A 16901-nucleotide genomic window follows, 5' to 3' on the forward strand; every position below is an offset into this window, starting at 1 on the left:
CATGAAGCGAGAAGCCATCGACCGTCTGGTCCAGAACCCTCTTTGGGACGAACTCGAATCTTGGATGAGCCGCCTGCTGGGCGCGCAACTGCGGTGCATGGGTGCCTTCAAGGGCGACCAAGCGCCGGCCGAGGCCTGGCGCGCGCTCGGCGTGCAGGAGAAATACGCACCTTGGTGGTGCACCTGCGCGCTGGAGATTTTGCAACGCAACGGGCAGCTGCCCCCGCCCGCCGCGGACGAACCCGCCGCGGTGTGGGCCGCTTGGGAACCGCGCCTGCAAGCCTTTTTGCAGGAACCGGAAATGGGCGCCGCGGTGCAACTGGTCGACGCCTGCCTGCGCCGTCTGCCCGACATCCTGCGGGGTACCCTGGCCGCCACGGACGTCTTGTTCCCCCGCGCCGCCATGTCCCGCGTGGAAAACATTTACCGGCGCAACACCTTGGCCGATTACCTCAACGGCCTGGTGGCCGACGCGGCGGTCGACCACCTCCAACAACGCTTGGCCACCGATCCCAACGCCCGCCTACGCCTGATCGAAATCGGCGCCGGCACCGGCGGCACCAGCGCGGTGGTCCTGCCCGCGCTCCGTCCCTTCCAAGACCACATCGACGGCTATGTTTACACCGACATTTCGCAAGCCTTCCTGATCCACGCCAAAACCCATTTCTTGCCCGAGTTCCCTTTTGTCCAACCCATGCTTTGGAATGTCGAGCAACCCCTGCCCGCGCACATCGAGGCCGGTTCCTTTGATCTGGCGATTGCCACCAACGTGCTCCACGCCACCCGCAACATTCGCGAGAGCCTGCGCCACGTCAAGACCGCGCTCAAATCGGGCGGCCGCTTGATCCTCAACGAGGGCGTCCAAAAAACCACGCTCAACAGCCTGACCTTCGGGTTGCTGGACGGATGGTGGCGATTCGAGGATCCCAAGTTACGCATTCCCGGCTCCCCGCTCCTGGAAACCCGCACCTGGCGCCGGGTCCTGGCCTGGGAAGGCTACCGTTACCGCCCGCTCCCGCCGGAAACCACCGCCGGCTTGGGCCAGCAAATCGTGGTCGGTGAAAGCGACGGCATGGTGCGCCACACCAAGGCTTTGCCCACGGTCGAGGCCGAAGCACACACCCAGCCGGCACCGGCCGTCACCGCCGCCAAACCAACCGAGGCAACCGCGCCGACACCGGCCGCCGTACCCACCGTCGATGTGCGCACCCACGTCGGCGAAGCCGTCAGCCGCGCCTTAACCGATTCGCTGAAGCTGGACGAAGCGGTGCAGTGCGACATTCCCTTCTCGGATTACGGGATCGATTCCATTCTCGGCGTGGGTTTTGTCGACCACATCAACGCATCGCTGGGCCTCTCGCTGCACACCGCCATCTTGTTCGACTACACCACCGTCGAACGCCTCGCCGATTACCTCAGCGAAACCTATGCCGACCGCATCCGCCGCCCCGAAACGGCCGCGCAGCAAGCCAACCCGGCCCCAACCATGCCGGCGCAAACGGCACCCGCGCCCCCCGTTGCACCAACCCCGATACCAAGCGTCCAACCCATCGTCGCATCGGCCCCGCAAGCCGGCCCCGCCGCGCAACCCGACGTGATTGCGGTCATCGGTTTGTCCGGGCAGTTCCCGAGCGCACCCGACCCGGAGACCTTTTGGCGCAACCTGATCGAAGGCCGCGACGGCATCCAACCATTGCCCGAGGCCTACCGCGACCTGGACCGACTCGTCGGCCGCGACGCCGAGGGCAACCTCTATTACCAATGGGGCGGCGTGCTCGAACACCGCAACCATTTCGACCCGCTCTTTTTCAACATCGCCCCCCGCGAAGCCGAATCCATGAACCCCCACCAGCGTTTGATCCTGCAAGAGAGCTGGAAAGCGCTGGAAGACGCGGGCCGCAACCCACGCGCGCTGGACGGTTCCCAGGTCGGCATCTTCGTGGGCGCCGAACCCACCGAATACTTTTATGAATCCTTCACCGGCGCCTCGGAAGCCATCGTCGCCTCGCGGCTGTCGTACCATCTCAACCTGCGCGGCCCGGCCCTGGTCGTCAACACCGGCTGTTCCTCCTCGGCGGTGGCGATCCACCTCGCCTGTGAAAGCCTGCGTTCCGGCGAATCCGCCCTCGCCCTCGCCGGCGGCGTTTCCGCGGTGATGAAACAAAGCGGGCTCAACACCCTCGCCGAGGCGGGCATGTTGTCGCCTACCGGGGCCTGCCACACCTTCGACGCCACCGGCAACGGCACGGTTCTGTCCGAGGGTGTCGGCATGGTGGTCTTGAAACGGCACGCCGAGGCCGTCGCTGACGGCGATCCCATTTACGGCGTGATCCTCGGTTCCGGCATGAACCAAGACGGTACCAGCAACGGCATCACCGCCCCCAACGGTCTGGCCCAGGAATCGCTGATTCGCGATGTTCAGGATCGCTTCCACATCAACGCCGACCACATCAGCTACATGGAAGCCCACGGGACCGGCACCAACCTGGGCGATCCGGTCGAGGGTAACGCCCTGGTGCGGGCGTTCCGCGGCAAAACGGCGCGCACCCATTTCTGCCGGGTCGGCAGCGCCAAGGCCCACATCGGCCACACCTCCGCCGCGGCCGGCGTGATCGGCCTGATCAAAATCCTGTTGTCCCTCAAACACCGTAAGTTGCCAGGATTGTTACACTTTAATCAACTAAATCCCCAGATCGACTTTGCGGATTCGCCCTTTTTCATCGATGCGCAACCGGCCGAGTGGGTCGCTGACGGGGCGCCGTTGACCGCCGCGCTCAATTCCTTCGGGCACAGCGGCACCAACGTCCACCTGGTGGTGGCCGAACCCAGGCAACCGGCCGCGACGCCGGACCCGGGCCAACCCCAGCTGGTACCGCTTTCCGCGTTTGACCGGGATCGCTTAAACGAAGTCGCCGCGAACTTGCTCGCCTTCCTGGAGCGTGCCGCCGCGGCGCCGCGTTTGTGCGATTTGGCGTACACGCTGCAAGTGGGCCGCGAGGCCATGGCCGAACGGATCATCTTCCAGGTGCGTGAGCTGGCCGAGCTCAAAACACACCTCAAAAGTTTCGTCGCCACCGGCAAGGTGACAGGCCGCCAGGGACGGGTGAGCGGCAAAGGCAAGCACTCGCAACTGTTGGCCGGCGGCGACGAGGACAGCCGCGCGCTGATCGCCGCCTGGACCGCGAAAGGGAAATTGGACAAACTGGCCGACCTTTGGGTGCAAGGGGTGGTCGTGGACTGGGATTTGATCCCCAACGGCGACGCGCGCCGCATCAGCCTGCCCGGCTATCCCTTCGCCCGCGAACATTTTGACGCGCCCCACAAAACGAGCACCGCCGATTTGAAGCGCGCGCCGGGTTCCGCCCTGTTGCACCCACTGTGTCAGCGCAACACCTCGACCTTGAAGGTCCAGCGATACAGCGCCACCTTTAGCGGCGACGAATTTTTCTTCGCCGACCACCGCGTGCACGGCGCGCGGGTGTTGCCGGGGGTCGCTTATTTGGAACTGGCGCGAACCGCCGTGGTGGATGCGCTGGGTGAGGATTTGGGCGACGCCCGCATCACCCTCAAAGATGTCGTTTGGACGCGGCCGATTCGCATCGACGACGCGGCCTTGGATGTGCACATCCAGCTGGAGCCGAGCCAAGACCGTCACGGCAACGAGGAGATTCGGTTCCAGATCCAAACCGACGTGGTCCACGCCGAGGGTTTGGCGGTTCAGGAGCCCGCGCAAACCATCGTCCACGATTTGGACGCCTTACGCGCCGCGGTGAACCGCGAAACCATGGACGCCGAAACCCTTTACGACGCCTTCCACCAAATGGGCATTGATTACGGGCCGGGCCATCGCGGATTGTCCGAACTGCGCTTTGACACCTTCGGGCGCGGCGACACCACCGAACCCCAGATCGTGGCGCGGCTCGACCTACCCGCCGGGTTCGAGGACCACCCCTACACCTTGCACCCCGGTTTGATGGACGCGGCCTTGCAGGCCTCGATTGGGTTTATGTTGGACAGCGGCCGCGGTGAGAACGCCATGAAACCCAGTCTTCCCTTTGCCCTGGAAGCGCTGGAGGTTTTCGCGCCGATCCCGGACCAAAGCTGGGTGTGGACGCGGCCTTCCGAGAACGCTTCCTTCTACGACCGTGTGCAAAAGCTGGACATTGATGTGTGCGATGGGGACGGCAAGGTGTGCGTGCGCATGAAACGCTTTTCCTCACGAACCCTGGAAGGCGCCATCCCCGCCGCGGGCGCGACCCAGGATGACCGCGTCGGCTTGATCACGATGAGCCCGGTGTGGAACCTGACCCGCCCCGAACCCGCGCCGCTTGATACGGACCAGCGGATGTTGGTGATCGGCGGCGAAACAGCCCTAACCCAAGCAATCCGCGACCTTTACCCCAAGGCCCGCCTGCTTTCGCTTGCCGGTGGTGAATCGGTCGAAGCTTTAACAAGCGAACTGCGCACCTTCGGCGATTTGGATCATTTGGTTTGGACGGCCCCAGCGCCTCAAGCCGACGACCTGGCCGCCGAGCGGTTGATTGCCGATCAAAACGGCGGAGTGATTCAGGTCTTCCGCCTGGTTAAAGCGTTGCTGGCCGCGGGTTACGGCGAACGGGATCTCCACTGGACGCTGATCACCCGGCAAACCCTGGCGGTGACGGCCAACGAAGCGGTGGACCCAACCCACGCCGCGGTGCACGGCCTGGTCGGCTCGCTGGCCAAAGAGTACCCCCACTGGCAGGTGCGCCTGGTAGATGTGGCCGCCGCGCAAAGTCCGTCGGCGCAACGCATCTTCCAACTGCCCGCCCACCCCGAGGGCGACGCCCAGGTCCTGCGCGCCGAGAGTTGTTACACGCGCGGCTTGGCGCCCGTTACCGCCGCCTGGACCTCGGACACCCCCGGCTATCGCAAGGGCGGCGTTTACGTCGTGATCGGCGGCGCGGGCGGGATCGGCGAAGTGTGGACCCAGCAGGTCGTCAACGACCACGACGCCCATGTTTACTGGCTGGGTCGCCGCTCCGAAGACGCGCGTATCCGCGAACGGCTGGCCGCCTGCCGCAACACCGAATACATCCAGGCCGACGCGGGCGACCGAGCCGCGCTGGAACAGGCCGCGGCCCGCATCAAACAAAAACACCCGCGCATCCACGGCGTGGTGCACTCGGCCATTGTCCTGCTGGACAAGAGTCTGGCGCGCATGGACGAGACCCGGTTCCGCGCAGGCTTGAGCGCCAAGGTCGACGTCAGCGTGCGGCTGGCTCAGGTCTTCGGCGACGAACAACTGGATTTCGTGCTCTTTTTCTCCTCGCTGCAATCCTTCACCCGCGGCGCCGGCCAAGCCAACTACGCCGCCGGCTGCACCTTCAAAGACGCCTACGCCCTGGCCCTCGCCGACGCTTGGCCGGGGGAAAACAGCCCGCGCATTCGCGTAATGAACTGGGGTTACTGGGGCACGGTCGGCATTGTCACCGACGCGGCCTACCAAAAACGCATGGCCGAGGGCGGGCTGGGTTCGATTGAACCGGCCGAGGGCATGGCCGCGGTCGATCACCTGCTGCGCGGCGAGGCGGAACAATTGATTCTGCTCAAAACCCTGGTACCCGATGTGGTCAACGCGATGTGCGTCCCGGAACGGGTGCAGCTTTACCCGCCCAGCATTCCCGACTGTTTCGCGGCATTCCCCAAACGCCTGCCGCAACGCAACGACGACATTCAGGCGATTCACGCGGCCATGGGTCCCGACCTGGAAGCGATGAACCGGCTGTACCTGGAACTTTTGGGGGCGACCTTGGCCTCGCTGGACCTGTTCGGCGCCAACCCGCCGGCGCTCCCCAAGCTGTACGAACGCTGGTTCGCCGAAAGCATCAACCTGCTGCAACAGCACGGCCACCTCTGCGGCGAAGCCGGCGCCTGGCGCGTCTCCGAACGTCTCAACCTGACGGAGCGCTGGGCGGAATGGGAACGCGGCCGCCCCTCCTGGATGCAGGCGGAAAACCAAAAGGCACAAATCATCCTGGTGGAAGCCTGCCTGCGCGCCCTACCCGACATCCTGCGCGGCCGACGCCAGGCCACCGATGTGTTGTTCCCCAACGCCTCGATGGAATTGGTGGAGGGCATTCACAAGGGCAATGTCGCCGCCGATCTGTTTAACGAGGTGTTGGAAGAAACGGTGGTCGCCTACCTGGAAGAACGCTGCTTGGACCCCAACGCCGAAATCCGAATTTTGGAGATCGGCGCCGGCACCGGCGGCACCACCGCGGGCCTCTTGCCGCGGCTGAAACCGTTCCACAGCCACATTCACGAGTATTGTTTTACCGACATTTCGCGGGCGTTCCTGCTCCACGCCGAAACCAACTACGCGGCCGAAAACCCGTTCCTGACCACGGCCATGTTTGACGTGGGCTTGCCTTTGGCGGGTCAGAACATCGCGCCGGACCGCTACGATTTGGTGATTGCCACCAACGTGTTGCACGCCACCGCGGACATCCGCCAAACCCTGCGCAACGCCAAGGCCGCGCTGCACCGCAACGGCCTGCTGATCCTCAACGAACTGTGCAGCAATTCACTTTTCGCCCACCTGACCTTCGGCCTGTTGGAGGGTTGGTGGTTGTACGAGGACAGCGAGCTGCGCATTCCCGGCTGTCCCGGTCTGTACCCGGAAACCTGGGGCGCGCTGTTGGAAAGCGAGGGATTTGCGCCGGTTTTGTTCCCGGCCGAAGCCGTGCGCGAACTGGGTCAACAGGTCATGGTGGCGCCCTCCGACGGATTTGTCCGCCAGGATCGCGCCGAGGCCGAGGTACCGGTTGCGGCGGCGGTGACCGGCGCGACCGAGGCCGACGCGGACGCGTTGGAACACACGGGCGATTCCTTGCGGGAACGGGCCGCGGCGTACATCAAACGCATCGTGGCGGCCACCCTGCGCATGTCCAGCCGCCAACTGGACACGGCGCAGCCCTTGGAAATGTACGGCCTGGATTCGATCCTGGTGGTGCATCTCACCAACGCCATGCGCCAACACTTCGACGGCATCACCAGCACCCTGTTTTTCGAGGTACAAACCATCGACGCCTTGGTCGATCACCTGCTGGAAACCCAGGAAGAAACGCTGGCCAAGCAGGTTGGTCCAAAGGCGAAGGCAAAACCGGCCAAAGCAGCGGCACCCAACAAGCAGCCGGCACCGTCCCAACCCCTCGCCAAAAGCACGACCCAAGCGCGCCGTCGTTTTGCCGCCAAACCAGCTGAACCGGAACGCCCGGCCGTCACGGCGCGCCCAGCAGAAACCAAACCCGCCGCCCACGCGGGTCAGGTGGCGATGATTGGTTTGAGCGGGCGTTATCCCATGGCCGCCGACGTCGCCGAATTTTGGCAGCGCCTGATTCAGGGCGCCAACTGCATCAGCGAGGTGCCCGCCGACCGCTGGGACTGGAAACGCTACCACAGTGACAAACCCGGCGTTCACGGCAAAATTTACAGCCGCTGGGGCGGGTTTATCGACCATCACGACCGCTTCGATCCGCTGTTTTTCCAGATCTCGCCACGCGAGGCGCGGTTGATGGATCCGCAGGAGCGCATTTTCTTGGAAACGGCCCACGCCTGTATCGAAGACGCGGGTTACACGCCGGCCACGCTGGCCGACGACCGGCGCCGCGTCGGTGTTTACGCCGGCGTAATGAACAGTACCTATGCGCCGCAACCCAACTTCGCCACCATCTCCAACCGCATCTCCTACGTGTTTGATTTCCACGGGCCGAGCATGACGCTGGACACGGCCTGTTCCTCCTCGCTGACAGCGATCCACCTAGCGGTGGAAAGCATCAACGCGGGCACCTGCGACGCGGCCATTGCCGGCGGCGTCCACCTCAACCTGCACCCGATCCACTACCAAGGCCTGTGCGAGGTGCGCATGCTGAGCCCGGACGGGCGCTGTAAAACCTTTGGCGAAGGCGCGGACGGCTTCGTTCCCGGCGAAGGCACCGGCGCGGTGCTGCTAAAACCACTGGCTCAGGCTTTGGCCGATAAAGACCCGATTTACGGTATCATTCGCGGCAGCATGATCAACGCGGGTGGCAAAACCAACGGCTACACCGTGCCCAACCCCAACGCGCAATACCGTTTGATTGCCGACGCGGTCGCACGCGGCGAGGTCGACCCGCGCACGATTAGTTATGTAGAGGCCCACGGCACCGGAACCTCCTTGGGTGATCCGATTGAAATCTCGGCGCTGACCCGCGCCTTCAAAGAAAGCCCCAACTACCGAGCCGGCGAGAAAACCTGCGCGGTGGGTTCGGTGAAAGCCAACGTGGGCCACTGCGAAAGCGCGGCCGGCATCGCGGGTTTGACCAAAATCCTGCTGCAAATGAAACACGGCAAGCTGGCACCGTCGCTGCACGCCGACCCGCCCAATCCCCACATCGATTTCGACAGCACCCCGTTCAGCGTGCCCCACGAGGCGACGGAATGGCGTCCAAAAGTCACCGTGAACGGCAAGCCGCAACCCGTGCCCCGTCGCGCCGGCTTGTCCTCCTTCGGCGCGGGCGGTGCCAACGCCCATCTCATTTTGGAAGAGGCCCCGGCGCTTGCGGCTGACCATGAATTGGATCGCGATCATTTAATAATGTTGTCGGCGCGCAAACCGGCCCAACTCGAACAGATGGTCGCCAACCTCCATCGCTTCCTCGCCGAGGCCGCGGCCGCGGACGAAGCGGTTTCGATGACGAATCTGGCCTACACGCTTCAGGTCGGCCGCGAGGCGATGGAAGAACGGCTGGCGCTGATCGCCCGCACCGCGCCAGAGCTGGAAAACAAACTCAAAACCTTGCTGGATCAATGGGCCGCCGGCGAGCCTGAAGAAGTCGAGGACCTGTTCCGCGGCACGGTCGCATCGGGTGCGCAAGGTCCGGCGGTGAACGCCCTGTCCGTGTTCGCCGCCGACGAGGAATTGCAAGAGGCCGTTGATAAGTGGATTGAACGGGGGAAATTTGCGCGCCTGCTGGATGTGTGGGTGCAGGGGCTTGCCTTTGATTGGCGCCGGCTCTACCGCGACGACCAACCCCGGCCCCGGCGCATCCACCTGCCCACCTATCCCTTCGCCCGCGATCGTTACTGGATGGAGGGAGACGCCTGGGTGCCGGCCATCGAAGAAGAAGGTTCTAGCATGGGTCCGCGCGGGGTGAACCTGGGTGTTTGGCAGAACAAGACAGCGGCGCCTTCAGCCCCGGCGGCGGCGCAAACTGAAACGACGGTAGCGGCGCCCCAACCGGTGCCCGAACCCGTTCGCACCAAACCTGGCCCAATCGCGGCACCGCGATACACCGCGCCCGCTGCCAAACCGGACGGCCTGGTGCGGTTGACGCCCTTGGAAGAGATTTTACCCATCGGCACCCCGACCGCGGCGCCGGCCCAAACCGCACCCACATCGGGACCCTCGCGGGAAACGCTGCACCAGGCGCTGATGCAGGGCTTGGCCGAGGCCTTGTTTATGCAGGTCGCCGACATCAACCCGGACAAAGCGTTCACCGACATGGGTTTGGACTCGATCATCGGGGTTGAGTGGATTCAGGCCGTCAACCAAAGCTACGGGCTCGACCTGCAGGCAACCCAACTGTACGAGACCCCCAACATTCGCGAATTCACCGCCTTCCTGCACCAAACCCTGACCGGCCGGGCCATGCCCGCCACCACGGGATCGACGACAAAACCGGATGTTCTACCCAAGCCAAGCATCAGCTTGCCGGCGATGGAACCGGTCGCCTCGGCGGCACCTAAGGCGGCAGTGGCAACCAACAGCGTCGCGGAAGGTGCGGTCGCGCCACAACCCGCGCCGACCCCGGCAGCGCCGGTGGTTGAAGCCGCGCCACCCGTCGCGCCGCGATTGCGTTCGCTGGAGACACTGCGCGCCGAAGTCCGCGCCACCCTTGCCGACGCCCTGTTCATGCAGCCGGACGAGGTCGATTTGGACCGACCCTTTATCGCCATGGGCCTGGATTCCATTATCGGCGTCGAATGGATTCAAACCCTAAACGAACGCTACGGTTTGGACCTACAAGCCACCAAAATATACGATCACCCCACCGTGCGCGAATTCGCGACCTTCCTTCAGAAGGAAGCACCTTTGCCCGCCGCGCCTCCCACGCCGTTGAAGCCGTCAGGATCGCCGGTCAAAGTGCAACCGCCCGTTGCCGCGGCTGCCCAACCTGAGCCGCCGGTTACGGTACCCGCGCCGGCAGAAGCGACCGTCGCGGCCGAAACAACACCACAACCCAAACCACGAGAACCCGAGCAACCCGTCCGAGCCGTCGCCTCGGCAACCGGCGCGGCAAACCGCGAAGCCGGCCCCCAGGAACCCATCGCCATCATCGGCATGTCCGGCCGTTATCCCGGCGCCGCCGATCTCGACCAGTATTGGCAGAACCTGACCGAGGGCGTCGACTCGGTGGTGGAAATTCCCAGATCGCGCTGGAACGCCGCCGATTACTACGACGCAAACCCCGGCGCACCGGGAAAGATCAACTGTAAGTGGTTGGGATTGCTCGATGATGTCGCCTGTTTTGATCCATTGTTTTTCATGATCTCGCCGGCCGAGGCCGAGGGCATCGACCCCCAGCACCGCCTGTTCTTGGAGGAAGCTTGGCGGGCCTTTGAAGACGCGGGCCTCAACCGCGACACGCTCAGCAACACCCGTTGCGGCGTCTATCTGGGCATCATGAGCAATGAATACGCCTACCTGGTTTCCAAAAACCCGGACGAGGTATCGGTCAGCGGCAACAGTTTCGCCATCGCGGCGGCCCGCATCGCTTATTACCTGAACCTGAAAGGTCCGGCGATCCCCATTGATACCGCCTGCTCCTCCTCGCTGGTCGCCGCCCATTTGGCTTGCCAGGCGCTGAACAACCGCGAAATTGATACCGCGCTCGTCGGCGGCGTCAGCCTGTACCTCGGCCCCGAACCCTACCTGGGCCTGTGCGCCTCCGGCATGCTTTCCGCCGACGGTCGCTGCAAAACCTTTGACAACCGCGCCGACGGCTTTGTTCCCGGCGAAGGGGTCGGCGCGGTCGTGCTCAAACGGCTGGCCGACGCCGAGGCGGACGGCGACCGCATTGAGGCCGTCATCATCGGCTCGGGCATCAACCAGGACGGCAAAACCAACGGCATCACCGCGCCGAGTTCGACGAGTCAGGCGGCCTTGGAACGCGAGGTTTACCGCCGCAACGGCATCGCCGCCGACAGTATCGGCTACGTGGAAACCCACGGGACCGGCACCAAACTGGGCGATCCCATCGAAATCGAGGCGCTGACCACCGTGTTCCGCGAACATGGCGCGACCGGCCCCTGCGCCGTCGGATCGGTCAAATCCAACCTGGGCCACACCTCGGCCGCGGCGGGCGTGGCCTCGCTGCACAAGGTGGTTCACTGCTTGCAGCAACGAACCCTGGTGCCCAGCCTGCATTTCCGCGAGGCCAACAGCCACCTCAACCTGGCGCGCTCGCCGTTTTACGTCAACACCGAAACCAAAAGCTGGGAACAGGGGAAAAACCCGCGTCGCGCGGCGGTCAGTTCCTTTGGCTTCAGCGGCACCAACGCCCACTTGGTGGTGGAGGAATACCGCCAACCGGCCCGAGTGACCGCGCCCGAGGGCGAGACGCTGATCCCACTTTCCGCCAAAGACGGCGAACGCCTGCTGGAGTGCGCGCAACGGCTGCTGCACTACCTGCGCGCCGAGGGCGACGGCGCGGCGGCTCCCCAACCCCCGCAAGCCGACGCCGGCGAACTTACCGCGCGGGTCGTGGCCCTGCTCGCGGACATCCTCAACCTGAACGCCGCCGACATCGACAGCGAGCAGGACTTCATCGAATACGGGGTTGAGCCGCTGCACCAGGCGCGCCTGCGCGAGATGCTGGAACAAACCCTCGGGCTTGAGCTGGACGGCCGCGTTTTCATGCAACAGGACAGCGTGCGCGCCATTGTCGCCGCGCTGTTGCCGGCCGCGGTGACGCGCTCGAAGGCGCAACCGGCGACGGCGTCAGGTGCCTTGCCGCCACGGCGCCCGCAATCCTTGCCACTCACCGACTTAGCCCATACCCTGCAATTCGGCCGCGACGCCATGGAAGAACGGGTCGCCTTTGTGGCCGGCTCCACCGAGGAATTGGCGTTGCAGCTCGAGGCCTTTATCGCCCGCGGCGGCACCACGGATGCGCGGCAGCGGACTTGGCGGGGTTCGGTTCGCGATTACGGCGCGCTTAGCGCGGGTCTTGATTCGCCGGACGACCTGCAGGACATGATCGAACTTCGCCTGGCACGTCGTGATTTGGCGCGCTTGGCCGGCTACTGGGCCCGCGGCGCGGGTTTCGATTGGAACCGCTTGACCACGGGACCGCGATCCCGTCCGCTGAGCCTGCCCACCTATCCATTCGCCCGCGAACGCTACTGGGCCGGTGCTGAAGAAACCGCCGCACCCGTCCCAGCCACGCCGGCCGCGCAACCTAGCCGGGCCGGTGTCCTGCACCCGCTGCTTCACGAACAAACCACGAACCAGGGAGAACCATGGTTCACCACGCATTTCACCGGGCGCGAATGGCTGCTGACCGATCACGTCCTTCGTTTTGAGGGCGCACCCGAGGCACGGGTCTTGCCAGGAGCGGCCCACCTGGAGATGGCGCGCGCGGCGGCGGAACAAACGCTCGGCCACGACGCCTTCCACCTGGCCAACATCCTGTGGTTACGGCCCCTGATCGTCAACGAACCCCATGACGTAAAAACGCGCTTGTTCCCACGCGATACCGGGCCCGATCTGGGCTTCGAAATTTTTGCGGAACAGAACGGCGAACCCGTTGTTTACAGCCAAGGCCGCGTGGTGCTCGGCCGCGGCGACGCCGGGGTCGGCGCGGTGCCGCAACGGCCCATGGCGGCCGGCCTGACCACCACCGCGGGGTCCGCTTGTTACCAACTGTTTGCCACACTCGGGGTCCATTACGGTCCCGCCTGCCGCGCCCTTACCCGGCTCACCGGTGATGCGCGTGGGGTTTGGGCGGACCTGGCCTTGCCGGCGGTGGTCGCCGGCGACGCGGCCGCGTACACCCTGCATCCCAGCTTGCTCGATGCCGCCTTACAGGCCGCCGTCGGTTTGTACCTGGGCGAAAGCGGTGAGCCCGACGCGCGTGCCGGTCTGCCGTTCGCCTTGGACGAAGTTCGCATTTGGTCCAAAACCAAACCCACCCAAGCCTATGTGCGGCTCGCGTCGCAACAGGGCGGCCTGAATCGCCTGGATGTGGACCTGCTGGACGCGGACGGCAAGCCCTGTGTGTGTTTGAAGGGTTATGCTTCCAAGCCCAGTGCACCCAAGCCACCGCCCAAAAAGGCTGATGCGGAGGCCCTGATCTGCCGCCGCGCCTGGCAAACCCGACCGGCGACAGAGGGCCACCCTCAACCTTTTGCAGCCCATCTGGTCTTGCTTGCCGCACCCTTGCAGCTTGAACCCGATCCCGCTTATCGGTTCGTGGCCTTGATCTCGGCGAATGAGGACCCGGCGACGGCGTACCGTGCCGCGGCCGACCAGGTGTTCGCAAGCTTGCGCGCCTTCCTTAGCGAACAAAAAACCGGCAGGCTCCTGGTGCAACTGATTCACCCGGCGACGGAGGCGGGGCAACAGCTCGGCGGGCTCGGCGCCATGCTGAAGACGGCGCGGCTCGAACAACCCCGTTTGTGCGTTCAAATCATCGAGGTACCCGCGGACACGACGAATCTTGCCCAAAAAGTGCACGCGTGCAGCCGCGTTCCAGAGGAAACCGACATCCGTTACGGCGACGGTTCCCGCGCGCTTGGCTTTTGGGAGGAAATCCCGGCCGAACCGGCGCCGGCACCCTGGCGGGAGGGCGGTGTGTACCTGATCACCGGTGGCCTCGGTGGGCTCGGTTTACTTTTCGCGAACCACATCGCCACCCAAACCCAAACATCAACCCTTGTTTTGATCGGCCGTTCGCCCGCCGATCCAAGCAAACTCGCGCGTCTGGAGCAACAGGGCGCCCGTGTGATCTACAGGCAGGTGGATGTTTCGCAAAAAGATGCGGTGGTCGCGCTTGTGGGCGAAATCGAACGGGACCAGGGTCGCCTCGACGGGGTGTTGCACAGCGCCGGGTTAACCCGCGACCAATTCCTGATCCACAAAACCGCGGCCGAGTTTGACGCCGTCTTCGCACCCAAGGTGCAAGGCACGGTGAACCTGGACACGGCCACCCGCCACCTCAACCCCGAACTTTTTGTGTTGTTTTCCTCAAGCGCCGGCGCGGCGGGCAGCATCGGCCAAGCCGATTACGCCGCGGCCAATGGGTTTATGGATCGCTACGCGGCTTCGCGCAACGCCCGTTTGCACCGGGAACAGCGCGTGGGTCGCACGCTTTCGGTGAATTGGCCGTTGTGGGAAGCGGGCGGCATGCGCCCCGATCCACAAACGGAGCAACGGCTGTGGCGCGAGACCGGCATGGCCGCGATGGCCTCGGCAACGGGGATTCGCGCCTTGGAACGCGCCCTGATGACCGACGAAACCCAGGTCATGGTGCTCGCGGGCGATAACCAACGGCTGCGCCGCGTGCTCGGGCCGGCGGCGGAACCAACCGCATCCGCGCCATCAAGCGAAGCCGTTTCCCGCGTGGCGGCGCGCGATTGGTTGCGCGACACACTCGCCGCGGGTCTCAAAATCCCCGCCACCCGTTTGTTAAGCGATGAACCCTTTGAACACTTCGGCATCGACTCGATTCAGGCGGTCAAACTGACTACCCTGCTGGAAAACGAGGTGGGTTCCCTGCCCAAAACGCTGTTTTTCGAGTGCGGTAACTTAAACGAAATCACTGACTACTTGTTGGAACACCACGCGGGGGAAGTGGCGCGGGTGCTCCACCCACCAGCTCAGGCCCCGCAACCAACCGCGCCGAAAGCCGACCGATTGCGGTTCGAACAAACCGTGCCGACCGCGCATCCCAACCCCCGCGAAAGCGACGCGGCGATTGCCGTGGTCGGCTTGGCCGGTCGCTATCCGCTCGCCCGCGATCTCGATGCTTTTTGGGCCAACCTACGCGACGGGCGCGACTGCATCGTCGAGGTGCCCAAGGACCGCTGGGACTGGCGCGAATACTACAGCGAAAACCGCGAGGTGCCAGGCGCCCATTACAGCCGATACGGCGGCTTTATTGAGGACGCCGCTACCTTCGATTCGCTGTTCTTCAACATCTCGCCAAAGGAAGCGCGCTTCCTGGATCCGCAAGAGCGGCTGTTCCTAGAACAAACCTGGTCGGCGTTGGAAGACGCGGGCTACAACCGCAAAACCCTGCGTGGGGCCCAGGTGGGCGTGTACGCGGGCGTGATGTACAGCGAATATCAGTTTTTCGGCGTTGAGGCCAGCATGCGCGGCGCGCGCATGGGTTTCGCGGGCACGCTCGCCGGCATCGCCAACCGCGTTTCCTATCTGTTTGACCTCCACGGTCCCAGCATGACGGTGGAAACCATGTGCTCCAGTTCCTTAACCGCTATCCATCTTGCCTGTCAGGACTTGCGTCTGGGTGTCACGGACATGGCTGTCGCGGGCGGGGTGAACTTGAGCGTGCATCCCAACAAGTACCTTATGCTCAGCAGCGGCCAGTTCATTTCCAGCCGCGGCCGTTGTGAGGCCTTTGGCGAAGGCGGCGACGGCTACATTCCCGGCGAAGGCGTGGGCGTGGCGATCCTGAAACGCTTGGCCGACGCCGAACGGGACCGCGACCATATCTACGGCGTGATTCGCGGCAGCGCGATCAACCACGGCGGACGCACCAACGGCTACAGCGTGCCCAACCCGCGGGCGCAGCAACGGGCGGTCAGTGCCGCGCTCAACAACGCGGGCGTCAATCCGCGCCATGTCAGTTACATCGAGGCCCACGGCACCGGCACCCGCCTGGGCGATCCCATCGAAATCACCGGCCTCACCCGTGCCTTCCGCGAACACACCGCCGACACGGGGTTTTGCCGCATCGGTTCGGTCAAATCGAACATCGGCCATTGCGAGGCGGCGGCGGGCATCGCGGGTCTCACCAAGGTGCTGTTGCAGCTCAAAAACGGTGAACTGGTACCGTCGCTGCACGCGCGGGTGCTCAACCCCAACATCAACTTCGGTGAAACGCCGTTCACGGTGAACCAAGAGATCTGTGCCTGGGAACGGCCGGTGATCGACGGTCACACTCTGCCGCGTTTGGCCGGGCTTTCCTCCTTCGGCGCGGGCGGGGCCAACGCCCACCTGCTGGTCGAGGAATACCAGGGCGCCAAGGTCGCCCGCCAGGCCGGACCTTATGCATATGTGCTTTCGGCTAAAAACACGGACCGGCTCCAGGCTTCGGCGGCCAACCTGCTGCGGTTCCTGGAAGAACACCCGGATCAAGAAGCGGCCGACGTGGCCTTCACGCTTCAGGTAGGCCGCGAGGCACTGACGGAACGGCTGGCCTTTACCGCCGCCGGTTTGGACGAGGTGGCGGCAAAGCTACGCGCGTTCCTGTCCGGTCAGGTCGAAGGTCTGGTTCGCGGCGCCTACCGCCGTGATCGCGAGGCGCCGGCCTGGGAAGACCTTGACGCCCAGCAACGCGCCGCCATTGAAGCGGGCCGTTTCGAGGATCTGCTCGCGCGATGGTGTCGCGGCATGGATGTGGATTGGGCCGCGCTATGGCGGGAACAACCCTACCGCATCAGCCTACCGACCTATCCCTTCGCGGGTCGGCGCTTGTGGGTGGATCAACCCAACCAAACCACGGCGTCGGAACCGTCCGCCACCCCGCAAAAAGAAGCGGATGCATTTGAACCGTTCCACGACGCCTTGCTCGACCGCCTCATCAACGAAGAGATCGACCTGGAAACCGCCCTTGCAAACGTGAGAGGGGAATAAG

General features: G+C 64.5%; 1 protein-coding gene. It reads left to right on the forward strand.

The window, feature by feature from the left end; genetic code table 11:
• Position 1 precedes the first annotated feature (1 nt).
• On the forward strand, positions 2-16900 hold the full coding sequence (locus J3U88_RS12660) for an SDR family NAD(P)-dependent oxidoreductase (RefSeq protein ID WP_207859133.1): 16899 nt from the start codon (positions 2-4) through the stop codon (positions 16898-16900).
• The last annotated feature ends 1 nt before the right edge of the window (position 16901 follow it).

The sequence above is a fragment of the Acanthopleuribacter pedis genome (genome assembly GCF_017377855.1).
In the GTDB taxonomy this organism is placed as follows: domain Bacteria; phylum Acidobacteriota; class Holophagae; order Acanthopleuribacterales; family Acanthopleuribacteraceae; genus Acanthopleuribacter; species Acanthopleuribacter pedis.

Coding starts and splice junctions, on each gene's coding strand:
- J3U88_RS12660 (WP_207859133.1), top strand. CDS start 2: ATGAAGCGAGAAGCCATCGACCGTCTGGTCCAGAACCCTCTTTGGGAC.